The sequence below is a fragment of the Arthrobacter sp. B0316-5-4 genome, assembly GCF_059090325.1.
The window spans coordinates 93,423-117,948 of the sequence record NZ_JBNHFN010000005.1 but is presented as its reverse complement, the minus strand read 5'-3'; the positions used below and the strand labels follow the sequence as shown (position 1 = coordinate 117,948).

Sequence of the window (24,526 nt, the reverse complement as noted above, 5' to 3'; positions counted from 1 at the left end):
CGTGACCCTTCTCATCGCCTCCCTCGGGGTACTGGGAGTAGCCTCTTCCGGCCCACTCATTGCAGGCACCCTCGGGGCCACCTCCGTGACCGCTCTGGCCATTGCCTTCTGGCGCAACGCGATCGGGGCTTTGGTCATGGCCACTCCCGTGGCTGTTCGCGAGCCTAAGGCTTTCGGAAGGATCACGCGCCGGGAGTTCGGCTGGTCCGCCACCGCCGCTGTTGCCTTGGCCTTCCACTTCGCGTGCTTCATTACCGCGCTGGAACTGACGTCCGTTGCGGCCGCGACGGCATTGGTGTGCCTGCAATCGGCTTGGATTGCCGTTTTCCAGTTGTTCCGCGGCACCCGGCACCGCTGGCCGGTGCTGTTGGGCCTGGGGATAGCCTTTGGCGGGGTGGTGGCCATTACCGGGTTCGATATGGGTTCCTCACCCGAGGCACTCCTGGGCGACATCCTGGCGCTTGCTGGTGGCGCCTTGGCGGGCCTCTACACGCTGGCAGGCGGGAAGGCCCGCCAGTCGATGGGTACCGGGACGTACACCACCCTCTGCTACGGCATCTGCGCGGCGATCGTTGCAGTGCTGGCTGCAATCAGCGGGCAGGCCCTTGTAGGGTTCGACGCCGGCGGCTGGCTGGGGATTGTTGCCATCACCGTCTGCGCGCAGTTGGTGGGACACACAGCGTTCAATCACCTGCTGGCCACGATGAGTCCCTTGCTGGTGTCGATGATCATCCTCCTGGAGATTCCGGGCGCGGCGATCCTCGCAGCAGTCTTCCTGAAGGAAACGCTGCCGGCCGGCACATATGCGGGGCTGGCGCTGATTCTTGTGGGTCTGGCGGTAGTGGTGGCCGGACAACGGCGTGGGCGGCCTGAAGCAGACCGTGGCGAAGCTGAGCTGGGCACCGACTAGCCGCCCGGCGTCGTGCGTTATATCCCGCCGCGCCGAACGCCCTGGGCGGAGTTGGCCGTGTGGATGGCGCGCAAAAGCTTCGCGGGGAAATACACGGAGAAGAACACCACCATGGGAGCCTTCAAGGCCATCTTCTTCACATTGTGTGCCTTGTAGGTGCGGTCAAACCGTTGGACGTAGTAGCGGTAGTCGCGCGGTGAGTCCTCGAGCCGGCGCGCGGACATACCGGAGACCATCTGCGGCAGGTACTGCACTTTGAGGTCGTGATCGAAAAGATGGAGGGACAGATCGATGTCTTCGTGCATCTCGTCCTTGGGATCCAGGCATGCCTCATCGCGGATGGTTTCCCACGCGGAACGGCGGAGGGCCATGTTTGAGCCAAAGAGGAAGTGGTACTGGTGCTTGGCAAGCCGCAGCATCAGTTGCCGCATCTTGTCGTCAGCTTTGAGTCCGAAGCGGCGCATGGGCATGTCGTAGTAGACCACAGGGCCGGTCGCGGCAGCGATGGTCTGGTCCGTGAATGCTTTCTGGACCTGCTCAACCCAGTCAGGCTCCAGGACGGAGTCCGCGTCGATTCGCCCTACTACATCCCCCGTTGCGTGATTCAGGCCAAAGTTCCGGGTGGGAATCAGTCCCTGCGTGGCAGCCTGCTGGAGAAGAATGATGGGGCTTTCCGGGTATTCCTGCTGCATCTGCCGCACAATCCTGGGTGTGCGGTCGGTGGAGAGGTTGTCCACCACGATGATCTCGGCGGCCGGGACTGACTGGTAAATGGCCGCGATGAGGCACTGGCGAATGACGCTTTCCTCGTTATACGCCGGGATGACAATGGATACGCCCGGAGGCTCCGGAGCATCCTTGAGGGCACCCGCAACGGGTCTATCGGCTGACATCACTCCAAATCTAACACCCACGGCAGTTGCACCGAAGGAGGCTTTGGTGACATGCCGGGAAACACTGAGGGGACCCCGGCATTGGCCGGGATCCCCTCAGAGGCAGTGAAAACAGCTTGTGCTAGCTGTGGGCACCCTTGCTTTCGGAGTCCGAAGCGTCAGTTTCCTTTTGGAGGCTGGCCGCGATGTTCTTGACGGCAGTCTTGGCGTCGGTTGCCACCTTGGCGCCTGAATCCTCGACGTTTTCGAGAGCATCCTTGGTGGCCTGCTCGGCCTCGGCGGTGGCATCCTCGGAGCTGGTTTCCGTTGCCTTGACGTCGCTCACAGTCGATGCGGTGGCCGATGCCGCAGCGTCAGCGGGAACGGGTGCCGGCGTTACCGGCGACGGCGTCTTCCACGGATCCTCGACCGGCTTGGAAGCCTTCCACGCAGCCACACCTGCAGCAGCTGCGGCGGCAATGACCGTGACGATCAGCCAGCCACGCTTCTTGGGCTTCGGTTCCTTGCCCAGTTTGGTGCTGACAACCTTGCTGGCCTCGTCCGCTGCGGCCTTGAGCTGCTTGCCAGTGGCGTGGGCCTGCTCCTGGACGCTGTGCACAACCCCTGAGTCCACCAGCTTCTGCGCTACGGCATCGACCTGCGCCGGCGCATTCTCGAGGGCGTGATGAACGGCTACGGATGCTTGACCGAGCTGCTCGGACAATTTGGGCAAGTACTCGTCCACAACCTTGTCCCGGGCCTGGCCCAAGGCAGGCGTGGCCTTGTTCAGGGCTTCCTGGATCCGCGGGGTTGCGTCTTCCACGACGTCATGGATCTTCGGCGCGAGGTGCGCCAGCCCATCCTGAATCCGCGGCGTAACAACTGCAACCCCGTCTGCGAGGTTGTGGGCAGCCGACTTCAGCCCCTCCTGGATCTTGGGGGAAGCGGTATCAATGCCGTGCTGGATTCGCGGAACAGCCCAGTTCACGGCCGCCTCCACGCGGGGTGCGGCCCAGTCGCGGGCGTTATCCACACCAACCGCAACGGATTGTTCGAGATCGCGGGCAATACGGTCTGATTTCTTCACAACTACCTCCCGATACACATGCTCGTTTGTTGCTAGCCTACGTCGCTTGGGGAACACCGGCTATTCATCTGCCGGATTCGGCCCGGATTTCACCGAGCGCGGAACCGGCTTTACAACTCCAAAGGCGTTGACCCTGCATGGAAGAATGGGGCCATGACCATCGCAACCGCAAAAGCAACGATCCACACGACCCTCGGCGATATCAAGGTTGACCTCTTCGGCAACCACGCGCCCAAGACGGTCGCCAACTTCATTGGCTTGGCCACGGGCGAAAAGTCCTGGAACCACCCGGAAACGGGCGAGGACAAGACCGGCACGCCGCTGTACAACGGCACGATTTTCCACCGCATCATCAAGGACTTCATGATCCAGGGCGGCGATCCCCTGGGCCGCGGCGTCGGCGGACCGGGTTACCAGTTCGACGATGAAATCCACCCGGAACTGACCTTCAACGCCCCGTACAAGCTGGCCATGGCCAACGCCGGTGTCCAGATGGGCAAGGGCACCAACGGGTCACAGTTCTTCATCACCACCGTGAACACCGACTGGCTGTTCGGCAAGCACAGCATCTTCGGCGAGGTGACGGACGAGGAATCCCGCAAGGTTGTGGACTCCATCGAAGCTGTCCGTACAGGCATGGGCGACCGTCCGGTTGAAGACGTCGTCATCAACAGCATCGACATCGAACAGCTCTAACCCGCATTCATGAGTTACGGAATCCCGTCGGCTGAGCCGTCCGCTGATGTTCCGGTGTGCCCCAGGCACCCGGACAGGCCCTCCTACGTGCGGTGCCAGCGCTGCGGGCGCCCCGCGTGCCCCGAGTGCCAGCGGGCGGCCGCCGTCGGGTTCCAATGCGTTGACTGTGTCAACGAACAAAAACGTTCGACGCCGGAGTACAAGTCACCCTATGGCGGCGCCTTGGCCATCGGCCGGCCCCTGGTGACGTACCTGATCATCGGTTTGTGCGTGCTGGTTTACATCCTCCAGTGGGTGCTGCCGGGAGAGGTCATCTTCCAGAACTTCGCGTTCGCCAACGTCTTCGCGGACAGCGAGCCATGGCGGATGTTGACGTCGGCATTCCTGCACTCGCAGGACTTCCTCCTTCACATCGTCCTGAACATGTACACGCTCTGGATCTTCGGGCAAGCCCTTGAGCCTTTGCTCGGGCGCATCCGATTCCTTGCCGTGTATCTGATATCCGCAATTGGTGGTTCAGTCGGTTTCCTGCTTCTGACTCCCGACCGGCCCATCGTGGGGCTGGTCGGAGCGTCCGGGGCCATCTTTGGCCTCTTCGGAGCCATGCTCGTGGTGCAACGCCACAGGGGTGGCGAAACCAAGCAACTGTGGGTTCTGATCGCCATCAATGGCGCCATTGGCTTCTTTGTTCCCAGCATTGCCTGGCAGGCGCACCTGGGCGGCCTGATCGCTGGTGGTCTTGCTGCGGGTGTCATTGCCTATGCCCCAAGGGGTAAGAACCAGGCCCTGCTTCAATCCGGCGGACTCATCCTAGTGGTTGCCCTATTGGCCGTGGCCACCTGGGTCCGGGTCACTGCGGGCTGACACGCCCTCCTCACTGGCGGCCACCGGCTGCCGCAGAATCGTCCTGAGCTTCCCTGGAGCAGTGCGCCGTGGATCGCTCAGGTAGATCTCGTGATGACGCCCCGTCATGGTCAGTGATTTCCCGGGGATAAAGCCGTTATGCATCTCCTCGAGCACGGGTCCTTCATTGTCATAAGGCCCTAGGTGCAGCGTCTGCACGCATAGGCCATGAAAGGATTCCAGGCGGACTTCCTTCGCCACTGCCCAGCCTCTCTTCCTGGTGAGCGTTTCCTGAGCCGTTTCCATGTGCTCCGCGCCGAGCCAGTCCGGAACCATGGTCATCAGTGTCCAGTCCCATCGTGACTTATCCCGTGCGTCGGTGAAGGATGCCATGTCATCCGCCCACCACAGCGCTTCCAACGGCATCACCGTATAGTCCTGCCCGAGCTCCGTCTTACTAAGGAACTTCAAGGCATAGGCAAGCGGGTATAAGGCAGCCAAGGCCTCTTTGTACTCCTGGGCGCTGTTGGGATCCCCATGTCCATCGACCATGAGGAACTGGAGCTCAGGCACGGACACGACGGCGAACCCGCCAGGCTTGGCGGTGTACTCAGGGATCTGTTTCTTGAAGTCTGTCTTCATCGTTGGTTGTCTCCGGTCGTCCGGCAGTACTGGCTGCCAGTTTTCCACAGCACTTATCCACACTGTGAGTAACTTACATGCTTGTAGTTCCATGCCTAAGGCCCTCTGCGGGCGGTAAAAGCGCTAGATATCCCCCGAATGGCATGAATCTGTCCACACCTGTGGATAACTTTGTCCCCGGATGCCCTTTGAATGTGGACAAGTGAGGGTATTTCCGACCGAATGTGGACAACGCTGTTAATAGTGCTGTGGAGAGGCTTCTATCAACAGGCTTATCAACAATGTTAATAACTTACATAGTTGTAGTTCCACCCTTAAGGAAGGGTTAAAACGCCGGATCCCCGCGGTTAACCCGGGTAAAACCCACACGTTGTCCCCACCTGTGGATAACTTGTGGGTACTGACCTGTTGTTAAGTGGGTAACCCCAGCGTCGCCCGACTTGGCTCAGCACAGCGAAAGCGTCGGTGATGAAGGGTTGCTCCGGGGGCCCGCCCGCGGTCGATGAGCTGGAGACCTGGTTTGGGGAAATCCGGCAATGCGGTGTCGTTGAACTTTTGGTGAAGTTTGCGGCACTATCCACAGCGCGATACACAGTGGGCATAACTACCCCAGCAGGTACTTCCAGCCTTGGATCGGCAGCAGCTAGCCGATATTCGGCTCAAGTGCGTGGATGTCCACAGAAGTTATCCACGCCTGTGGATAAAGTTACACACTTCTGTGGACAGCGAGACGCAGTAGCGAACTGCAGCAGGCCAGCTGCTGGGGGACGTGGACCCGGGACGCCGGCAGGTTAGGCCCAAACGCCGGATGCGCCCCGCCGATGACTGTCCATCAGGTGAGTATCGATTATCCCTATCGCCTCCATGAGCGCATACATGGTGGTTGGCCCGACGAAGGCGAAGCCCTTCTTCCTGAGGGCCTTGGATAAGGCGATCGACTCAGGGGACGTAGTGGGGATGTCGGCGAAGGTACGGGGCGCCGGGGTGCTTGCCGGTTGGAATGACCAAACAAAGTCCACAAGGCCGCCTTCTTCGCGTAACGCGATAGTGGCTTTGGCATTGGTGATCGCGGCATTGATCTTCAAACGGTTCCGGACGATCCCCGCGTCCAGCATGAGCCGCTCAACGTCGTCTTCCGTAAAAGCGGCCACACTCTCCGGGTGGAAGTCCAGGAAGGCCCTCCTGAACGCATCCCGCTTCCGAAGGATAGTGGCCCATGAGAGGCCAGCCTGGAACGCCTCGAGGCTGATGCGCTCATACAGACCTTGCTCATCGCGGACCGGCATGCCCCATTCATGGTCGTAATAGGCCTGCATCATTGGGTCGGAGGCAGCCCACACGGGACGGGCAAGCCCGTCCTCACCGATGATGATGCCGGTGTCCGGGGTCATGAACGCTCCTCTGCGGCCATGCCAGCCACACGGCCGGCAGGTAATTTAGTCTCCCGGGATATTCTGCCCCTACACACTGACATTTGGGCGTCGCCCAGGCTCCGTACTCACGATAATCCCGTGACCCGCATGGTGATGTTGATCCGGCCATGAGTGAGACCACAATCGGCGGGTGCAGTGCCCGGCAGAACTTTGGGTATGCCGTGATAGGCGAACCGTGACGGGCCACCAAAGACGAACAAGTCCCCGGATCGAAGTTCAACGTCGGTATAGGGCTTGGTGCGTGTTTTGGTGTTGCCAAAACGGAAGATGCACGACTCGCCAATACTGAGGGACACCACAGGGGCATCCGAGCGCTCGTCCTTGTCCTGGTGCATGCCCATGGCAGCACCGTCATCGTAGAAGTTCACCAAGGCGGCGTCGGGCGTGTAGGCCGCTGCTAGGGTAGCGGACCCATTCTCCCCGCCATCAGAGGCATACGCAGCCGCGACCGCCTTCCGGCCCAAGCGCACCATCCAGTCCGGGAAGTCGAGGACAGGGCGGCCGTTGACGTCAGTAGCTTCCCGCGTGTACTTGTAGGGCTGCCAGTGCCAGCCCAGGCACACGGTACGCACGGACATTTGGTGTCCGCCAGGGAGCGTCGCCGCACGCAGGGGCACCGGCCCCTGCGTCCATTCGGCGAAGCGCGCCACTATCCACCGCTGCTGTTCTCCCGTCAGCCAGCCAGCCACGTGTACTGCGCCCGGCGCGATCAGGCGCGGACCGGCGTCGTGGGTTTCTGGCTGGACCAGCTCCAGGGGAAACAGGGCGTCGTCGTCGCTCACGCGGCCTCCAACGTGAGAAGTGCGCGTTTGGCGTCCGCACCTCCGAGGTAGCCACCAAAGCTGCCGTCCGACTTTACGACGCGGTGGCACGGAACGATCACCGGTATCGGGTTGGTAGCGCAGGCGCTTCCCACGGCGCGCACAGCATTGGGGCTGCCTGCCGCCCGGGCAACGTCAGCGTAGCTCTCAGTCTCGCCGTACGCGATCCGGGGCAGGTGCTGGAGTACGTTGAGGCGGAACCCGCGGGACAGCCGAAAATCCAGCACGAGGTCAAACTCCTTGCGGGTGCCGCTGAAGTACTCGTCGAGTTGCCGTGCAGCGTCCTCCAGCCGCGCAGGTGCTTCGAGAATGCGGGGACTGATGGTGTTGGCGAGGATCTGCAGGATGTCGGTATGGTTTTCCCGCTCAAAGGCCACCCGCACAATCCCCCGGTCAGTTGCTGCCAGCAGGAGCTTTCCCACCGGTGAATCAACCACGCGGTATGCGACGTCCAAAGTGTGGAGCAGTTGGGCATCGCGGGCCAACCGCGCGTGGAGACTGGCCAGGGCAGGCTCGATATCCCGGGACAGGGGTGTCAGGAGGTGGGTGACCTCGGCAAGGTCGGGACGTGGTTCCACGGTCATTCGCTGTCTCCCTTCGGGGATGAATGTGCCAGCGCCGGGCTGGCGGCAAGCGCGGTGCGGAGGGCTTTTACGCCGTCGGCACCGGCACGGCGTGCGGCCTCTGGGGTAACACCCAGGAGGACCGCGATGTCCTTGTACGGCATGCCCGCTATGTAGTGGTAAGCCACTGCCTGCCGTTGCTTCGGCGGCAGGTGGGCGACGGCGTCGAGCAGTTCCGGGTGGCCCTCACCGGGAATGCCGAGCCGGGAAGGCTGCTCAGGAGGGCTGTCGGTTGGCAAAGCCCGACGGTTTCCAGCACGCAGGTGGTCGATGCATTTCCGATGTGCGATGGTGACCAGCCACGCTTGCACGTTGGCTCCCGCCGGGAGGGCAGGGTAGGACTGCAGGGCTGCCAGGAAGGTATCAGACCAAGCATCATCAGCGTCATGCACCCCCAGGACTGCCCGGCACACCCGGAGTACGGTGGCGCCCTGTTCCTGGACGACTGCTTCGAATGGCTTCTTGGTGGCCAACTGCCGGGGTTGCATCAGAAAAGTTTGCCTTCCCTGACCACCGCTGGCTCCTCGAGGTCCAAGAGGTAACGCTTGTTGCGAAGGCCGCCCGCGTATCCGGTCAGTTGTCCATGGCGGCCCACCACCCGGTGGCACGGAATGATGATGCTGATGGGGTTGCGACCAACAGCTGATCCGACAGCTTGGGCAAGATGGGGATCGCCCAACTCAGTTGCGAGTTCGCCGTAGGTCACTGTTTCCCCGAAAGGTATATGTTCCAATCGCTCCCAGACCTTCTTCTGGAAGGTGTTTCCACCTGCGTCATAAGGGACGTCGAAATCCGTTCGGCTGCCGCGAAGGTATTCTTCAAGCTCTACCCGGGCGAGGGCGAACACCGGATCTTCGACGCCGGTTGGAACGCCAAAGTACTCCGGCGGAGGCAAATGCCAATGGCCTTCATAGAAGATACCCGTCAGGAATTCCCCGCGTGCAGTCAGCGTCAACTGCCCCAACGGGGAGTCCATGGTGGTGTGCCGGTTACTCATATCCTGTAGACGTTCACGGGCACGGGAATGTGAGGTGCGGAATCCTAGGAGCGCCAGCGGGTGGTCATCAGGAAGCCAACAATGGCAATGCCGAAGCCAGCCACGATGTTCCAAGACGCCCAATCCCGAACAGGGAACTGGCCTTCGGTGATGTAGAAGGTGATGATCCAGATAAGTCCGAGGATCATGAGTCCGAACATCACGGCCTTGTACCAAACCGGGTTGGGCTTGTACTGCTGCGCGGTGGAAGTCTGCGGGGCCTGACGGGCAGGCCGCTTGCGGGGCTTGGACTCGGGCACGGATCCTCCTGGCTGTTCGGTTGGCACCCGTTTCGGCCAGCCTTGGTATCCTGCAGGAAGGAAATTTCCAGCGGTTAACGGCCATACGGCGTTCCGGGTTCGTTCTAGCTGTCAAGTCTAGCCGCAACTTGGGTCCAGCCCGCGCCGCCCGTGCACTACCCGAGGAGAGCCCGTGGCGCATCAGCAGACGACGGCTGACTCGGCCGTGCCGTCCCGCCGCAACGACCACGGAAGCCATCCCAAAAAACGGCTCCGCGCCACCGACGTTATCCGCAAGATCAGCCAGATCCTGGGTGAACTCCTCATTACGGCAGGTATCGTCCTGCTGCTGTTCGTTGGCTGGGAACTATGGTGGACCAACGTGGAAGCGGACGCCAAGCAAACCGAGGCGATCCACGACTTCGCGCAGGAATTTCAGGGGCCCCTGGCGCCCACTGCTCCCGCTGATCCCGCGAACTTCGGTGAACCTGTAGTGGGAACTGCGCCCGGATATGGCAAGACAATCGGCATCATGTACGTCCCCCGCTTCGGTGCGGACTACACGCGCCCCATCATCGAGGGAACTGATGCCGGCGTCCTGGACACACTGGGCCTGGGCCACTACGGGAGCACCAGCATGCCCGGTGCCCTTGGCAACTTCGCTGTGGCAGGCCACCGGCAAACCCACGGTGCCGTACTCGATAACATCCACACCCTTGTTCCCGGGGACAAGATCTACGTGCAGACGGCCGACGGATACTACACGTACGTCTTCCGAAACAACCAGATCGTCACCCCGGACCGAACGGATGTCCTGATGCCCGTCCCCACGCAGCCAGGCGCGCAGCCCAAGGAGAGTATCCTCACCATGACCAGTTGCAACCCACGCTTCGGGTCCCAGGAAAGAATAATCGCCTACTCGTTGTTGGACAGTTGGCAACCTGCTTCAGCTGGCCCGCCGTCGGCAATCGCCGCCCAGGTAGCCAAGGCAAACGGAAAGGGATAACGGATGTACGCCTGGATCTTCCGTAACCTGCCCGGGCCTGTCTGGGTCCGGATCGTGACATGCTTGGTGCTGGTGGCCGTAGCCCTGGTACTGATGGTGGAGTTCCTCTTCCCGTGGTTCTCCCAATTCACCACTTTGACTGACTCAACGATTGGTTTACTGCAACAGCCATGAGCACAACAAAAATCCTTGTAGTGGATAACTACGACAGCTTCGTCTACACCCTGGTGGGATATCTCCAGGAACTTGGGGCCGAGACCACGGTTGTCCGCAATGACGACGTCACTCTCGCTGAGGCCACCGAGCTCGCTGCAACCCGCGACGGCGTCCTCGTCTCGCCGGGCCCCGGTACCCCCGCTGAGGCCGGCGTCTGCATTGAGCTCATTAAATGGTGCGGTGAAGCCGACAAGCCAATGTTCGGTGTGTGCTTGGGACACCAGGCCCTCGCTGAGGCATACGGCGGTGTGGTTACCCACGCGCCCGAGCTCATGCACGGCAAGACTTCTCCGGTCCGGCACGAAGGCAAAAGCGTGTTCGCGGGACTCCCGTCGCCCGTCACCGCAACGCGCTACCACTCCTTGGCGGCAGTGCGTGAGTCCATCCCGGATGTTCTGGAAATCACCGCCGAAACCACCAACGGCGTGGTGATGGGCCTGCAGCACAAGACCGCTCCCCTGTGCGGCGTCCAGTTCCACCCCGAATCCGTGCTCACGGAGGGCGGCTACCAGATGCTGGGCAACTGGTTGGAGTCCCTGGGAATGACAGGCGCGGCCGAACGCGCAGCCAAACTGAGCCCGCTGATCAAGCAGTAAACAAACCACAACGCGCCTGTCGCGGGCCGGTGACCGGAAGCGTGCGTCAAAGCGACGAAGGAGCAGCACGCGGAGGTCGGCGGCCGCGACAGACGCAACCCCTACTTCTTGGTGGGCGTCGGCTTCGGCGTGGCTTTGTCCGTGTCGGTCGGAGTCGGCGTTGGCGTCGGAGTGGGGGTAGGCACCACCGGCGCCTTGGCTACCGTCACGATGACCGTCTTGCCTTGGTCCACTTCGGTATTGAAGGCTTCGCTCTGACCCGTTACGGTGCCGGCTGCTACCTCGGAGTTCTCTTGCTCCACCACCTGCATCACCAAGCCGTTCGTCTTGAGTGTGGCTTCCGCTTCAGCCTGCGGAAGGCTGATCAGCTGTGGCATGAGGACCTTGCCGGAGGAAATCTGCAGCTCCACTTTGGAGGAGGCAGCGATGGCTCCTCCGGGTGCTGGCCCTGTGTTGATGACCAAGCCCACGGGCACGGTGGGGCTGTGCGTCCGGACCGAAACGATGTCTCCGGTAATGCCGAGCTTCCGCAAGGCTTCCCTGGCATCGGGTTCGGTGCGACCCACGATGTTCGCAGGGATGGTCACCGAACTCGGGCCGCTGGAGACCTTGAGGATCACCTCAGCGTCCTGGTCCAACATGGCGCCGGCGGCGGGCGCGGTCCCGATGGCCATGTCCTTGGCGACGCTGTCGCTGGGTTCGCGCACGCTCTTGGGAACCAGTTTTGCCGAGTAGAGTTCCTGGATCGCTTGGGATTCGGTCATGTTGGTCACCGCAGGAACAGAAATTTTCGCCGGAGGCGGTGGCTGCATATTCATGAGGCTGTAAAGCCAAAAACCGCCGCCGGCAAGCACCAGGAGCGTGAAAATTACCAATGTGGCGGTCCAGGCACGACGGCGGGACTTCTGCCGTGCTGTCGGCTCACGTTCCGTAGGGAGGCCCAAGGGCAGCGGTTCGTCCTGGAGTTGCTCGACGGGTTCGTCCTTGAACTGGTCCACGTCAAGGAACCCGACGGCCGTGGTACTTAAGAGCTGCGTGGCAGGGTCTTCAGGTTCAACGAGGTCGTTCGGGTCCGTGGGGGCCTCACTGGCCGGCAGGGCCGGGACGGCAATGCCGTTGCTGGCAGCGCGCAGTGCACGCCGGAAGGATGCGGCGTCCTGGAAACGGTCTGTCCGGTTCTTCTGCAGGGCCTTGGCCAGGACCGAGTCGAGTGCCTCAGACACCTCAGGATTGTGGGCACTGGCAAGGTCGGGAGTTTCACGGACGTGCTGGTAGGCAACGGATACAGGACTGTCGCCGACGAACGGGGGCCGGCTGGTCAGCAGTTCGTATAAGAGGCACCCGGCCGAGTAGAGATCGCTTCGGGCATCGACGGTCTCGCCACGGGCCTGCTCTGGGGAAAGGTACTGTGCTGTCCCCACCACGGCCTGGGTCTGCGTCATGGTGGCCGCCGAATCAGCCATGGCCCGGGCGATGCCGAAGTCCATGACCTTCACGTCCCCGGTGTCGGCACAGACCATGACGTTGGCTGGCTTTATGTCCCGGTGGACGATGCCCGCCCGGTGGCTGTACTCCAGGGCACTAAGTACACCGAGGGTGTAGCCGATGGAATTCTCGACTCCGAGCTCGTTCGCCTTGATCATGTCGCGCAAGGTCCGTCCGGAGACGAACTCCATAACGATGTACGGAACACGGACATCCTCACCAGGCCCACCCGGCACGGAGTACTCGCCCGTATCAAAGATCGCCACGATGGAGGGGTGGTTAAGTGCCGCGACAGCCTGGGCTTCGCGCTTGAAACGGGCCTGGAACTGGGGATCGCGGGCAAGGTCGGCACGCAGCACCTTCACGGCGATGGTTCGACCCAGGACGGTATCCGTGCCGCGGTAGACGTCTGCCATGCCACCCCGACCTATGAGCTCGCCGAGCTCATAGCGGGAATTGAGGATGCGCTGTGAAGACACAGGTGTGCTCTCCTCTCGATGAGCAGGACCGGGCCGGGGGGTGGACATGATGCTTACTTAGTTCTTCGGGTTGCCGGAAGCGCTGGGGTTGGCGCTAGGGGTGTTGGGGTTGGTGGGAACAGCGTTCTTGGACAGGAAGTAGGTAACGGTGGAGCCAGCCGTCACTTCAGCGCCCGCTGCGGGAGAAGAGCGAACGAAGGTGCCAGGCTGCTGCCCAACTGCACCGTTGACGGGCTCTCCAGCCACCCAGCGCAGTCCCGCTGCCTCAATCAGATCCCGTACCTGTGCTTCATCTAGACCCACACCGATGCTCGGGACTGCTACCTTCTCAGGGCCCTTGGAGTACTGGACGGTGATGGTCTGTCCTGGATCAACGGGTCCTTGGGGATTGATGCCAATCACGGTCCCGGGTACGGCGGCATTGAAAACTTCCTGGCCGTCGACACCAAGCCCGAGGTTGCGGAGCTGTGCACTGACGGTCGCGAACGGCTGGCCCAAATACTGCTCGGGAATTACGTTGATCTTCTCAGGCGTGGTCTGTGTGGGCGAGGGAGCCTCGGACGTCGGCGTGGATGAAGGCGTCGGGGCAGCCGACGTCTGCGTAGGGCTTGCACTGCGGCTGGGGCTTGTGGTGGTGGTCTCGCTGGGTGCGGGGTTGGGCGAGAAGAAACCAGACTGGGAGATCAGGAAGCCAACCAACGCGAAAAGCACCAAGAGGATCAGGGCCACGAGCGGCCATGTCCACGGGCTGCGCTTCTTGCGTTCCGGTTCCGGGTCGTCGAAGTTTTCGTCATCGGTGTAGACGACTTCCTCTTCGTCGTTCAGTTGGCGTTCTGCCTCCAGCGCGTTGGCACGAGTCAGGGCGTTGTCAGAGGATGCGGCCGCAGCCCCTACTGCGGCACCGGCGGCGCCAGCGCCCAGCACCGGAAGCGCGGAAGTCGCCGTCGACGATTGCTCCTTGCCGTAAGGCGAGGTGACGACGCCGGTGGGCGCCGTTGCGGTGTCGACGGGGGCCGTGATGGGGCCGGTGGTGCTTTCGAAGAGCAGCATGCCGGGGACAGCAGCGTGGGCCGTGGCGATGTCGCCGTTGCGGATGGCTTCGGCGGCTTCGGCAAGCTTGATGGCGTTGGCCGGCCGGTTCTTGGGGTCCTTGGCAAGCATGGACATCAGGAGCGCCCGAACAGGCGTTGGCAGCGTCTCAGGCAGGGGCGGCGGCGCATCGTTGACCTGGGCGAGGGCAATGGCGATCTGCGATTCGCCGGAGAACGGACGGTGACCCGTGAGGCACTCGTAGCCGATAACACCCAGCGAGTAGATGTCCGAAGAGCCGGTAGCAGTCTGGCCCGTGGCCTGCTCGGGCGCCAGGTACTGGGCAGTACCCATGACCTGTCCGGTCTGGGTCAGCGGCACCTGGTCGGCCAGGCGCGCGATGCCGAAGTCGGTGACCTTGACGCGGTTGTCAGGGGTGATCAGCAGGTTGCCCGGCTTGATATCGCGGTGAACCAGGCCTTGGGCGTGTGCCACTGCGAGGGCGCGGGCAGTCTGGGCGATGATCGAAAGTGTCATGTCCGGGGACAGCACCTGCTCGCGCTCCAGGATGCCGCTCAAGGGGTGACCTGGTACGAGTTCCATCACGAGGTACGCCGAGCCGGCTTCCTCGCCGTAATCGAAGACGTTGGCGATGCCTACGTGGTTGAGGAGGGCGGTGTGGCGAGCCTCGGCACGGAAGCGCTGAAGGAAGCCGGGATCCCCCGTGTATTCCTCTTTCAACACTTTGATGGCTACGATCCGGCCAAGGATCTGGTCCTTGGCCTTCCAGACCTCGCCCATGCCGCCAATCGCAATGCGACTGGTCAGCTGGAACCTGCCGCCGAGTGTGATTCCCGAAGTAGGCCTCACTTATTCAACACCGCCTCAAAAATCTTCTTTGCGTTCGGACTGGTTAGCTTGGCACCGCTGAGCACATCCACACCTTCCATGACGATGGTGACGGCTACTTGCGGGTCGTTTGCCGGGGCGAACCCGGTAAACCATGAGTTGTTCAAACCTGAATCCCCCAGCTCGGCGGTTCCGGTCTTGCCGGCCACCTTCACTCCGGGAACGGCTGCACCGTGGGCAATGCCGTTGTCCACCGCGCTGGTCATCCATTCAGTGATCTGGCTAGCGATGGGTGCCGTGGTGCTGGTGCGGAGGGCCTCGGGTTTGGTTTCGCTGATAACGCGAAGGTCCGGAGCGCGAACGGTCTTCACCAGGCTGGGCTTCATCTGCACCCCGCCGTTGGCGATGGCCGCCGTCATCAGGTTGATTTGGAGCGGGGTGGCCTTGACGTCGCGCTGGCCAACGGCCGACTGGGCGAGCTGGGCCTGGTCGAGGTCCTGAGGGAAGATGCTGGGGGCCATCTGGAGCTTGAGCTGATCGCCGAAGTTCTCACCGAAGCCGAATTTCTTGGCTTGGTCGCGGATGGCATCCTGGCCAAGGTCCAGCGCGATGCTGGCGAACGGCGTGTTGCAGGACTGCTCCAAAGCAAAGACAAACGACGCCGTCTCCCGGACGTTGCAGTTACCGCCGGCGTAGTTGGGGAGGCTCGCGCTGGAACCCGGCAACGGCAGGCTCGAGGGGTTGGGAAGTTCGCTGTCTTTGTTGTACTTGCCCGAGTTCAGTGCCGCTGCGGTGTCGACGAGCTTGAAAACAGACCCGGGCGAGAGCAGGTTGCCGGTAGGTCCACTGACGTTCTGGTTCAGGTTGATCCCGGGAACCTGGTTCAGCTGAGCCATGTTTGCGTCTGCTGCTTTGGAATCATGGGTAGCAATCAGGTTGGGATCATAGGAGGGCTTTGAGACCATCGCCAGAATCGCACCGGTCTTGGGGTTGGTCACGACGATGGAGCCGCGCTGGCCGTCGGGAATGAGATCATAGGCCAGCTTTTGGATCTCTGGATCCAATGTCAGCTCCACGGAAGCGCCCTTGGGCTCGTTGCCAAGGAACATCTGGCTGAGGCGATCCAGGAACAACTGGTCCGAGTTCCCGGCAAGGGTATCGCCCATGGACTGCTCCAGACCGGTGGAACCATAGCCGCGGGAGAAGAATCCAGTCACTCCTGCGTAAAGCTCAGGCTGGTTGTACTTGCGCTGGAAGGCGCAAGTCTCTGTCCCGGGAACGGACTCTGCCACCGGTTTCCCGCCCACAATGATGGCACCGCGGTCGTTGCAATAAGTGGCCAGGATGGCGCGCTGGTTCCACGGGTTGGCGTTGAGATCGTCAGCGCCGATGACCTGGACATAGCTGATGGCGCCGAAAATCAGCGCGAACATGGCGACAGCGGCCAGCCAGGAACTACGGATTGCCTGGTTCATTGCTGCTTCACCGCCTCCGTTGGTGCGCTGGGTGTTTGTCCTGTGGACGGCTTACGAACTACTGGGCTGCTGCCGCTTGTGGGGGCTTTGCTGACCATGGGGGTGGTATCCACCGGACCACGCGCGGTGTTGGAAATCATCAGGAGCAACCCGACGATGATCCAGTTGGCCAGAAGTGATGAACCACCCGCAGCGAGGAAAGGCGTGGTCAAGCCCGTGAGCGGGATCAGCCGTGTGACGCCACCAATAACAACAAAGCACTGAAGGGCTATTGCAAAGGAAAGGCCGCAGGCCAGCAGCTTGCCAAAAGCGTCGCGGGTTCCCAGGGCAGCCCGGAATCCCCGTGTGAAGAGCAGCAAATACAGCATTACGACGGCGAAAAGGCCTATCAGGCCGAGTTCTTCGCCAATGAGCGCCACAATCATGTCACTGTTGGCGAAGGGGACCAGGTCTGGCCGCCCCTGGCCCAGGCCAGTGCCCACCAAACCGCCATCGGCCATGCCGAACAGGCCTTGGACGATTTGGGCACTGCCGCCCGGAGACCTGCCGAATACCTCGGGGGTGAAGGCATTGATCCAACTGTCGATTCGGAATGCCACGTGGGAGAAAATGCGGGACGCAATAAAGCCGCCGCCCAGGAGCAGCAGCACGCCGATCACCACCCACGAAATACGGCTGGTGGCCACGTAGATCATCACAATGAATAGACCGAAGAAGAGGACGGAGGAGCCCAGATCGCGCTGGAAAACCAGCACACCGATGCTCACCAACCACGCAGTGATCATGGGTCCAAGATCCTTGAACCTGGGGAACTGCATGGGTCCGATCTTCCTGCCCGCCAAAAGGATGAGGTCCCTGTTGGAGGAAAGATATCCGGCAAAGAATATGGCCAAGGTGATCTTGGCGATTTCACCCGGCTGGAACGTCATGGGACCCAGCCGGATCCAGACTTGGGCACCCAAAACCTCACCCGCGGAGATGCCCGGGATCAGCGGCAGAAGCAGAAGCAAAGCGCTGACGGCCAGCGAAATGTAGGTGAAGCGCCGCAGAATGCGGTGATCCTTGAGGAACCAAATCACTGCAATGGAGACTGCCATCGCTATAAGCGTCCAACGGAGCTGGTTGTTGCCGGTGTCATCGCCGGGGCCGTCCATCCGGTGGATAAGGGCAAGCCCGAGTCCATTCAATGCCACAACAATGGGAAGTATTACCGGATCGGCATACTTTGCGCGCAATCGCAGAACAACATGGAACGCGAAAGCGGCGACGGCGAGCAGACTGGACTGGAACCAGAAGTCGCTGTCCAAGCCGAGGTTCGAGTTGATGCTCACCAGGGCGCTGGCGCCGATACCCACGGAAAGTGCCAGGACGATGAGGACCAGCTCCACGTTCCTGCGGGGCTTGGGGGCGGTTTCAACCTGGGTCATTTGGCCGCCTCACAGGAAGTGGGGATAGGCGAAGGGCTCGGGGTCGCGACTGCGGCCGTGCTGGGCACAGGAACGCTGATGGTCGGCGACGGCGTCGGCTTGGCCCCCTTCGTGGGGCAATTGGCTGACGCGCTCCCGGTATTCTTCAGGTTCTCAACGATGCCCTGGGCGTCGTCGAGGTCACCTGCGGGTACGGTCTGGCGTACGCTTTGCTGGCCGTATTCCGGCAATGAATCCACCCTGATATCTGTGACGGCCTCAAGCCGGGAAAGCTGAATAGGGCCGAGTCTCTGCGAAATTCCGTTGAAGATGGCTACCCGTTGGTCGTATTCGCCCACGTAGTAGCGGGTCTGGGTCCATGCATAGCCGAGCCAGAGGCCTACTACGACGCCGAGGACAACCACGGCAGCAACTGCGGGCATCAGCCATCGCACGCGCCGACGAGGAGGCTCTTCAACGTCCACGCGGTCTTGTTCGGCTTTGTGGGTCAGGACCGTGGCCGCCCGACGGGCAACCGTTCGGCCGGCGACTGTTGGAATGGATCCGGTTTCCGCTGCCGTGGCTGCCGCACCAACGAGTTCGTGGGGGCGGCTGGCGAGCTCCTCGCGCAAAACCTCCGCGGACAGATGCTCGCCAAGATGGGGGTCCGTGGTGGCCGGAGGTTCTCCGGAAGCGGACGTTTCGGATGATTCCGCTTCCTCATCCGGAGTGGTCGGGTCGCCTGGGCTGAAGGATGATCCCGCATCTGCGTCCCGGGCAGCTTTCGCACGGGAGCTGCCATCGGAGTCCTCAGCCGCTTTGGTCGCGGAGGGACCGTCCGGTGACTTGGACGCGGTCACTGAGTCAGCTTCGTCGTCGAACGAGGCAAGCGCCGCGGCCGGGACGATGTCGACGGCGGCCGTGTTGACGTCGTCGTCGGTTTCTTCCGCGATTTCCAACATCACAACGGTGACGTTGTCCGGTGCGCCGGCCTCCAACGTCAGGTCAACCAGGATTTCGGCGCATTCGCGCAGGTCCTTGGTCTCGCGGACCATGCGTTCCACGACGTGGCCCGCCACGTAGTTGAGGCCATCGGAGCACAGGAGCCAGCGTTCGCCGGGTTCGACGTCAAGGACATCCAAATCCAGTTCAGGACTGGCATCGACGTCGCCGAGGACGCGCATCAGGACGTTCTTGTGGGGATGTGTTTCGGCTTCTTCGGGCCGAAGGCGGCCTTCATCGATGAGGCGTTGCACGAACGTGTGGTCCACGCTGACTTGCTCAAACTTCTTGTTCCGCAGTCGGTACGCGCGCGAATCGCCGATGTGGGCGAAGTGGAGCTTCCGGTCCTCGAGGAGCAGGGCGGTGACCGTGGTGCCCATGCCGGAAAGCTTGGGGTTTTGGTGGACAAGCTCTGACAGCAACGAGTTAGCCGTTTGAATCTCGTCAGCGAGGACGGTGTCGGCACCATCCGGATAGTCGTCATGATCAAGGTGGATCATGTCCAGGACCGTTGAGGCCGAGGCGACGTCGCCGCCGGCATGACCGCCCATGCCGTCGGCCACGACAGCAAGATGGCGGCCCACGTATGCGGAGTCGTCATTCTTGGAGCGGATCCGACCGACGTCCGAACGCGCGGCGTAGCGCATGATGAGCGGGCGCTCGGCAGGCGTCTCCTTGCCGTCGGGGGTCTCGGGGGCGGCCATGGACTACGGCCTCAATTCAATGACCGTCTTGCCGATCCTCACGGGGACGCCAAGTTCAACCGGCAAAGCGCGGGTGAGCTGTTGATCGGCCAGGTAGGTGCCGTTGGTGGAGCCCAGGTCCTCAATGAACCAGCGGCTGCCCTGCGGGAACAGGCGGGCGTGCCGTCCTGAGGCGTAATCGTCCTCGAGGACCAACGTGGCTTCCTGCGCACGGCCAAGCAGGATGGGGCTCGCGGCCAAGGGGACGGTAGTGCCCTTGAGTGGACCCTCAGTGACCACCAGGTTGCGCGCATGCTGGATTGGCGGCGGCGGTGACGCGGCCAGTTCCGGGTGTTTGCGGACTTCCCGGGCGGTGGGAACGCCTGTCACGGCCTTGCGGCCGATCTGGAAGTCGCGGCGCATGGTGGACACGATGCTGAAGATCAGGACCCAGAGCAGCAGGAGGAACCCAAAGCGAAGCGCTGTGATGGTCAGTTCGCTGATGTCGTTCACGCGTGGCCACCCGGGGCTTGGGGGAGGAGGCGGAAAATGATCTTGGTACGTCCCATCGTGATGGTTGAGCCGTCGGTGAGCTCGACGCTGCCGTTTACCTTATGTCCGTTGACGTAGCTGCCATTAGTGGAACCCATGTCAACGGCCCACGTGCTGCCATTCTCGGTGCGGATCTCAAGATGCTTCCGCGAAACGCCGGTGTCATCTACAAGAATGTCGGCTTCCGACGAACGGCCGAGTACTACGGACTGGGCATTGAGGGAATATCGCTGGCCGCCGATGTCAAGGACGGGCTGGAGGCGGGTGGGCTGTCGGACAGGAGCTGCGGGAACATGGGTGCGCGGAGCCTGGGGAGCCGGAGCCGCATCATCGGATTGCTTCTCGGTGCGGGAAGTGATTTCAAAATGGCCGGCGCGCTCTTCGTCGTTGCGACGGAACGAGATCCGGACTGCACCCTGAAGTGTGTAGCCCTGGCTGCGGACGTGCTGGATCACTACATCGCAGAGTTCCTCGGCCAGGGGAGTTCCCCATTCCTGGGCCCTCGCGAAATCTTCGTCGCTGAGAAGGACATCGAAGACATTGGGAGCCAGGGTACGGCCGGCGGCAATGGTGATGGACTTATTGTCCAGCTCGCGCCTTAGCTTGCTTGCGATCTCCACCGGTTCAACACGTGCCCGCGACCCCGTGGAGAAGACGTTCCGGACGGCTTTTTCAATGCCGCGCTCGACTTTGTCCAGCAAACCCATGGTCTTTCTCCTTTCCTTGCCGCGGCACCTGTTGTGCCTGTCCGATAGTCCGTCTGCGCACACAGCGAAGTACGCGCCTGACGGCCCTTCCACTTCCCGATACTACTGGGACTGACTGGGAATGGCCTTAATCCACAACGCCTTGCGACCCGGAAAAGTTCTCTCCCGGCCCTTGCTGGCGCGGCAGGCGGGGCGAGAAATTTCCATGGAATTCAGCCGTTGTTGAGGGAATTCTGCTGGGCATGGCTGGCCCGTAGGACCCTCCCGGTACCCCGATTGGTGTTTTGAAGCGAATGTCCGTTATGCTTGATCTCGCTGCTTTTGAAGGAAACGAAGCCGGGAAACCTGCGGAAGTCCGGAAAAAGAAGTTGCGCGCGAGTGGCGGAACGGCAGACGCGCTGGCTTCAGGTGCCAGTATCCGAAAGGGTGTGGGGGTTCAAATCCCCCCTCGCGCACGCAATGGAAAGAGCCCCAGTCTTAGGACTGGGGCTCTTTTGTTTTGTCCTCTCACCCATTACGCCCACGGTAATGATGGTAAAGGTCCTGAACCGGCGTGACCCGTCGCCCACCTGACGCTTGCAAACGCTGTCCTTCCCATGATTTGTCCACCGGTTCAGGACCAACACCAAGCCCGTTGAGCCAGGCGGACATGACCTAATAGGAGCCTGAATCGCTGTAGTCCCATTACCGTGCTGTCTGCCGGCCTGGCCAACGTGCAACACACAAAGACCAGGAAGAGCAGGCCGTCGCCATATTGGTCGAGGAACTACCCCAAGTCATCGTCGGCGTTGATACCCACGCCGACACACACCACGTCGCCGTAGTCACCGAGTACGGCAAACCCATCGCCGATCAAAAGTTCGCAGCAACAGCCGCCGGCTACAGCAAACTGCTTCACTTCATCACCAGCCACGGCACGGTAAGCGCCGTAGGAGTCGAAGGGACGGGTTCCTACGGGGCGGAACTGTCCCGCGTGCTAATCAAAGAAGAGATGAAGGTTTACGAGGTCAATCGACCCAACCGTCAGCACCGCAGGATCCGGGGAAAGTCAGATCCAATCGACGCCTACCAGGCCGCCCAATCTGTACTGGCCGAACGAGGTATCTCAACTCCCAAAACCAAAGACGGGCCGGTCGAATGCCTCCGCATCCTGCGGACAGCACGGACCTCGGCAATGAAGGCGCGCACAATCGCCATTAACCAAATCCGGAGCCTGCTGGTCTCAGCACCGGAATCCATCCGATCGAAGTACCGGGGTCTCGCCACATCAGCGATGATCACCGCGCTTACGCGTTCACGACCCACCGGGCACCCTGCAGACACGGAATACATCACTGCATTGACGCTAAAAACGCTGGCTTTGTGGTATCAATCCCTCCGGTCCGAAATCGCTTCGACCGATGAACTTCTGCAGGAAATCCTCGCCGCATATGCACCGCTGCTGACCGAACTAAGAGGCGTAGGCGTAGAAGTCGCCACCCAGCTCCTGGTCACCGTTGGGGACAATCCCGAACGGATCAACAACGAAGCACAATTCGCCGCCCTCACCGGCACCGCGCCCGTGCCCGCGTCATCAGGCAAAACACACCGCCACAGACTCAGCAAAGGCGGCGATCGCCAAGCCAACAGCGCCCTCCACCACGTCGTCCTCTCCCGCATGCAATCAGACCACAGAACCCAGGACTACGTTGCCAAACGAATGGCCGATGGAAAGAGCAAACGAGAAACCATGCGCTGCCTCAAACGCTACGTCGCCCGGGAAATCTATCGCCAAATCTTCAGCCCTGTTGCAGCGCCTGACATCACCGACCTGAGGCCCCTCAGACGGCAGCTCGGCGTCACCTTGCAGGAAGCCGGCGAACAACTTAACCAGTGGCCCTCCAACCTCTCCCGCATAGAACGAGGAATCGCCAGAAATGACCACGTCGCCCAAAGGTATCGACAATGGCTCACCCAACAACACCTGTCCACAACCGGGGACAATTCGCACGGGTTATCCACCGCTACCGCCACCGAGGGAGCTACCCCAACGGCTCCCACAAAACCAGCCGTGGATAACCCGAATTGACCCCAGCCATGGACAGATCAAGTCACCTTGATCAGCCCGTCAAAGTACGGCGGTCACCAAATAGGTGCGGAGATTGTCTTGCTGTCCGCCGGTGCCCCTTGCGCGGGGCACCGGCGTGAGACGGCCGAAGTTTGCTGCAGGCTCACCGGGCTGAACTACCGAGACTTTCCTCCAACCGCCAGCCAGAAACACGGCTTCCGGGGAATCCGTGCAAAAGGGCAGCGGCCGACCAACGCTCCTGCGCTGGGCCACCAGCGGCGCCATGCTTTCCAAGGCCAAAAGACCAGCGCCAAAGAGGTCGGCCAAGAAAGCGGACCCTTGGCAGGACAATGCCGCGGCCTCACCGACCAGAGACTCAACGTCGGGAACAGCCAGATAGAAAAAGAGCCCTTCGGCAACCCAGATCGTGGGAATGCGTCGGTCAAAGCCTGCGTCCAGCAGATCCTGGATCCAAGGCCCGGACAGGTCCGTAGGGACGCAGCGTCGTTCACACCTGGACGATGCGGTCTGCAGGATACTTTCTTTCTGCGTGAAAGCCTCGGCGTAGTCGATCTCAAAGAAGGTGCAGGAGGCGGGCAAGGGAAGCCGGAACGCCCTAGTGTCCAGGCCAGCGCCCAGCAAGACAATCTGGGTTCCCTCCCGGACGGTGTCGAGAATGCGATCGTCAAAATACCTTGTGCGGACCGGCAAGAACGGGTTGTAAGCCGCGGCGTCCAAAGCGGCTCTACCACTTTCTCCCGCCAGAAGCCCGGCCCACGGATCGTTAAAAAGCCGGTCCGGGCGGGCACTCTCCAATGCTCTCGCGGCGGCAATCCACGGCCCGGTACGTACGGTGGATGCCCGCACCTGCGGGTCATGGGAGGGTGCCATCCATCCACCCTACTGAAGCGCTTAGCCAAACAGTGACTGGTAAACGACTCTTAGACTTCACGCGCGATTTGACACCTATAGGAGCATCAAGGTAGTTGGCAACCCGCTTGTCCGTTGCTGGGCAGCAACGGATATGCGGGCCAGCCACGGGGATGCGGCGCGGGTGGGCCAAGGGCGCGCGGGGTGAGCCGCGCGGAACCGTTAGCCCCGTGCGGAAGCCGTGAACCGGCGTCGTGAGTTACTCAAGTGCAGGCGCATCGCGGCCGCGGCAGCCACGGGATCGCCCTCTGCGATAGCTGAGTATATGGAGGAGTGTTCGTGGACCACTTGCTCGAACCGTTCGCGGGAGTCCACATCGTCGCTTGCGACGAGCCGGGGGCGCGGCATGGTGATCATGGTCTGGCCCAGGGCGGAGATGCAATCCGTATAAAAGGGGTTGCCGGTGGCGGCCGCAATGGCCCGGTGGAATTCGAAGTCGGCCTTCATGGAGTGCCCCGGGTGGCCCGTGCTGGCGACGAACTGCTCCAAGGCACCGTGCGCCGCCTTAAGTTGACGTTCAGTATGGTTCCGCGCGGCCAGCGCTGCGGCTTCGGTCTCGACGCCGATACGGAAGTCGAGCATCTGCAACCGGTCTTCCATGCTGGAGACGGTCCGGGTTCCGGGCGCCGGCGACGGGCCGTCTGCGGGCGGAGTCAGCGCAAAGCTGCCCCGCCCACGTTCGGTTTCCACCAGTCCCTCGGCCTGCAGCCGGGTCAGGGCGGAGCGGACGACGGTCCGACTCACCCCGAACTCGCTGATGAGGGTGTTTTCGCTGGGGAGCTTCTCACCTGGCTGGATGGCGCCGTCGACGATGCGGTTGCGAAGGTCGGCGGCGAGATCCGCGGTCAGGTTTCGGCTCATG

General features: G+C 61.8%; 25 protein-coding genes and 1 tRNA gene. 8 read left to right on the top strand and 18 right to left on the bottom strand.

What is annotated here, in order from left to right; genetic code table 11:
- The first annotated feature begins 1 nt into the window (after position 1).
- Positions 2-910, top strand: coding sequence for a DMT family transporter (locus tag AC5RU9_RS16090; protein WP_494017232.1), 909 nt, complete (start codon positions 2-4; stop codon positions 908-910).
- A gap of 17 nt (positions 911-927) precedes the next feature.
- Here AC5RU9_RS16090 and AC5RU9_RS16085 read toward each other — a convergent pair whose 3' ends face one another.
- Complete coding sequence (locus AC5RU9_RS16085) at positions 928-1,803, bottom strand: glycosyltransferase family 2 protein (RefSeq protein ID WP_211710345.1); 876 nt, start codon at positions 1,801-1,803, stop codon at positions 928-930.
- Positions 1,804-1,924: 121 nt separating this feature from the next.
- Entirely contained in the window at positions 1,925-2,869 is a 945-nt protein-coding gene (locus AC5RU9_RS16080) for a hypothetical protein (protein ID WP_494017231.1), read from the bottom strand.
- Between the two features lie 153 nt (positions 2,870-3,022).
- On the opposite strand from AC5RU9_RS16080, the gene AC5RU9_RS16075 reads away from it, so the two are divergent.
- Together AC5RU9_RS16075 and AC5RU9_RS16070 are read left to right on the top strand one after the other, a co-directional pair.
- Positions 3,023-3,565: a peptidylprolyl isomerase gene (locus AC5RU9_RS16075; RefSeq protein ID WP_494017230.1), complete on the top strand. Its 543-nt coding sequence runs from the start codon at positions 3,023-3,025 to the stop codon at positions 3,563-3,565.
- 9 nt (positions 3,566-3,574) lie between these two features.
- Complete coding sequence (locus tag AC5RU9_RS16070) at positions 3,575-4,429, top strand: rhomboid family intramembrane serine protease (protein WP_494017229.1); 855 nt, start codon at positions 3,575-3,577, stop codon at positions 4,427-4,429.
- Here the strand turns inward: AC5RU9_RS16070 and AC5RU9_RS16065 are convergent.
- From AC5RU9_RS16065 to AC5RU9_RS16035, 7 genes are all read right to left on the bottom strand, one after another.
- Positions 4,388-5,050 (bottom strand): GyrI-like domain-containing protein, encoded by a 663-nt coding sequence (locus AC5RU9_RS16065; RefSeq protein ID WP_494017228.1) that lies wholly within the window; start codon positions 5,048-5,050, stop codon positions 4,388-4,390. The genes AC5RU9_RS16070 and AC5RU9_RS16065 overlap by 42 nt on opposite strands.
- A 791-nt stretch (positions 5,051-5,841) precedes the next feature.
- The gene (locus AC5RU9_RS16060; protein ID WP_494017227.1) at positions 5,842-6,441 is read right to left on the bottom strand and encodes a DNA-3-methyladenine glycosylase I; all 600 of its coding nucleotides are present in this window, start codon (positions 6,439-6,441) and stop codon (positions 5,842-5,844) included.
- 107 nt (positions 6,442-6,548) lie between these two features.
- Positions 6,549-7,238 (bottom strand): alpha-ketoglutarate-dependent dioxygenase AlkB family protein, encoded by a 690-nt coding sequence (locus AC5RU9_RS16055; protein WP_494017535.1) that lies wholly within the window; start codon positions 7,236-7,238, stop codon positions 6,549-6,551.
- 23 nt (positions 7,239-7,261) lie between these two features.
- Entirely contained in the window at positions 7,262-7,888 is a 627-nt protein-coding gene (locus AC5RU9_RS16050; RefSeq protein ID WP_211710352.1) for a methylated-DNA--[protein]-cysteine S-methyltransferase, read from the bottom strand.
- On the bottom strand, positions 7,885-8,415 hold the full coding sequence (locus tag AC5RU9_RS16045; RefSeq protein ID WP_211710353.1) for an RNA polymerase sigma factor: 531 nt from the start codon (positions 8,413-8,415) through the stop codon (positions 7,885-7,887). The genes AC5RU9_RS16050 and AC5RU9_RS16045 overlap by 4 nt, the downstream gene beginning before the upstream one ends.
- Positions 8,415-8,924 (bottom strand): methylated-DNA--[protein]-cysteine S-methyltransferase, encoded by a 510-nt coding sequence (locus tag AC5RU9_RS16040; RefSeq protein ID WP_494017226.1) that lies wholly within the window; start codon positions 8,922-8,924, stop codon positions 8,415-8,417. The genes AC5RU9_RS16045 and AC5RU9_RS16040 overlap by 1 nt, the downstream gene beginning before the upstream one ends.
- A 44-nt stretch (positions 8,925-8,968) precedes the next feature.
- Positions 8,969-9,223, bottom strand: coding sequence for a cell division protein CrgA (locus tag AC5RU9_RS16035; RefSeq protein WP_494017225.1), 255 nt, complete (start codon positions 9,221-9,223; stop codon positions 8,969-8,971).
- 172 nt (positions 9,224-9,395) lie between these two features.
- Between AC5RU9_RS16035 and AC5RU9_RS16030 the strand changes: the two genes are divergently transcribed.
- The 3 genes from AC5RU9_RS16030 to AC5RU9_RS16020 are packed head-to-tail and all read left to right on the top strand — an operon-like array spanning position 9,396 to position 11,020.
- Complete coding sequence (locus AC5RU9_RS16030) at positions 9,396-10,208, top strand: class E sortase (RefSeq protein ID WP_494017224.1); 813 nt, start codon at positions 9,396-9,398, stop codon at positions 10,206-10,208.
- Between the two features lie 3 nt (positions 10,209-10,211).
- On the top strand, positions 10,212-10,382 hold the full coding sequence (locus AC5RU9_RS16025) for a hypothetical protein (RefSeq protein ID WP_211710356.1): 171 nt from the start codon (positions 10,212-10,214) through the stop codon (positions 10,380-10,382).
- A complete protein-coding gene (locus AC5RU9_RS16020) occupies positions 10,379-11,020 on the top strand; it encodes an aminodeoxychorismate/anthranilate synthase component II (RefSeq protein WP_211710357.1) in 642 nt (213 codons plus the stop codon). The genes AC5RU9_RS16025 and AC5RU9_RS16020 overlap by 4 nt, the downstream gene beginning before the upstream one ends.
- Positions 11,021-11,121: 101 nt before the next feature.
- On the opposite strand, the gene pknB is transcribed toward AC5RU9_RS16020, so the two are convergent.
- From pknB to AC5RU9_RS15985, 7 genes are read right to left on the bottom strand one after another with little or no spacing between them, the layout of a single operon-like run.
- On the bottom strand, positions 11,122-13,032 hold the full coding sequence (gene pknB / locus AC5RU9_RS16015) for a Stk1 family PASTA domain-containing Ser/Thr kinase (RefSeq protein ID WP_494017223.1): 1,911 nt from the start codon (positions 13,030-13,032) through the stop codon (positions 11,122-11,124).
- A 9-nt stretch (positions 13,033-13,041) separates the two neighbouring features.
- Positions 13,042-14,883: a protein kinase domain-containing protein gene (locus AC5RU9_RS16010; RefSeq protein ID WP_494017222.1), complete on the bottom strand. Its 1,842-nt coding sequence runs from the start codon at positions 14,881-14,883 to the stop codon at positions 13,042-13,044.
- On the bottom strand, positions 14,880-16,337 hold the full coding sequence (locus AC5RU9_RS16005; protein ID WP_494017221.1) for a penicillin-binding transpeptidase domain-containing protein: 1,458 nt from the start codon (positions 16,335-16,337) through the stop codon (positions 14,880-14,882). The genes AC5RU9_RS16010 and AC5RU9_RS16005 overlap by 4 nt, the downstream gene beginning before the upstream one ends.
- Positions 16,334-17,764: an FtsW/RodA/SpoVE family cell cycle protein gene (locus tag AC5RU9_RS16000; protein ID WP_494017220.1), complete on the bottom strand. Its 1,431-nt coding sequence runs from the start codon at positions 17,762-17,764 to the stop codon at positions 16,334-16,336. Before AC5RU9_RS16000 ends, AC5RU9_RS16005 begins: the two co-directional genes overlap by 4 nt.
- Entirely contained in the window at positions 17,761-19,449 is a 1,689-nt protein-coding gene (locus tag AC5RU9_RS15995) for a PP2C family protein-serine/threonine phosphatase (RefSeq protein ID WP_494017219.1), read from the bottom strand. The genes AC5RU9_RS16000 and AC5RU9_RS15995 overlap by 4 nt, the downstream gene beginning before the upstream one ends.
- Positions 19,450-19,452: 3 nt before the next feature.
- Positions 19,453-19,932, bottom strand: coding sequence for an FHA domain-containing protein FhaB/FipA (locus AC5RU9_RS15990; protein ID WP_211710462.1), 480 nt, complete (start codon positions 19,930-19,932; stop codon positions 19,453-19,455).
- Between the two features lie 5 nt (positions 19,933-19,937).
- The gene (locus AC5RU9_RS15985; protein WP_494017218.1) at positions 19,938-20,687 is read right to left on the bottom strand and encodes an FHA domain-containing protein; all 750 of its coding nucleotides are present in this window, start codon (positions 20,685-20,687) and stop codon (positions 19,938-19,940) included.
- A 372-nt stretch (positions 20,688-21,059) separates the two neighbouring features.
- Here AC5RU9_RS15985 and AC5RU9_RS15980 point away from each other — a divergent pair.
- Both AC5RU9_RS15980 and AC5RU9_RS15975 read left to right on the top strand, forming a co-directional pair.
- Positions 21,060-21,142, top strand: a tRNA-Leu gene (locus AC5RU9_RS15980).
- Between the two features lie 299 nt (positions 21,143-21,441).
- Positions 21,442-22,755, top strand: coding sequence for an IS110 family RNA-guided transposase (locus AC5RU9_RS15975; RefSeq protein ID WP_494017217.1), 1,314 nt, complete (start codon positions 21,442-21,444; stop codon positions 22,753-22,755).
- Between the two features lie 39 nt (positions 22,756-22,794).
- Here AC5RU9_RS15975 and AC5RU9_RS15970 read toward each other — a convergent pair whose 3' ends face one another.
- Positions 22,795-23,625, bottom strand: a complete 831-nt coding sequence (locus AC5RU9_RS15970; RefSeq protein WP_494017216.1) for a class I SAM-dependent methyltransferase — start codon at positions 23,623-23,625, stop codon at positions 22,795-22,797.
- A 201-nt stretch (positions 23,626-23,826) separates the two neighbouring features.
- Positions 23,827-24,525 (bottom strand): FadR/GntR family transcriptional regulator, encoded by a 699-nt coding sequence (locus tag AC5RU9_RS15965; protein ID WP_494017215.1) that lies wholly within the window; start codon positions 24,523-24,525, stop codon positions 23,827-23,829.
- Between the last annotated feature and the right edge of the window lies 1 nt (position 24,526).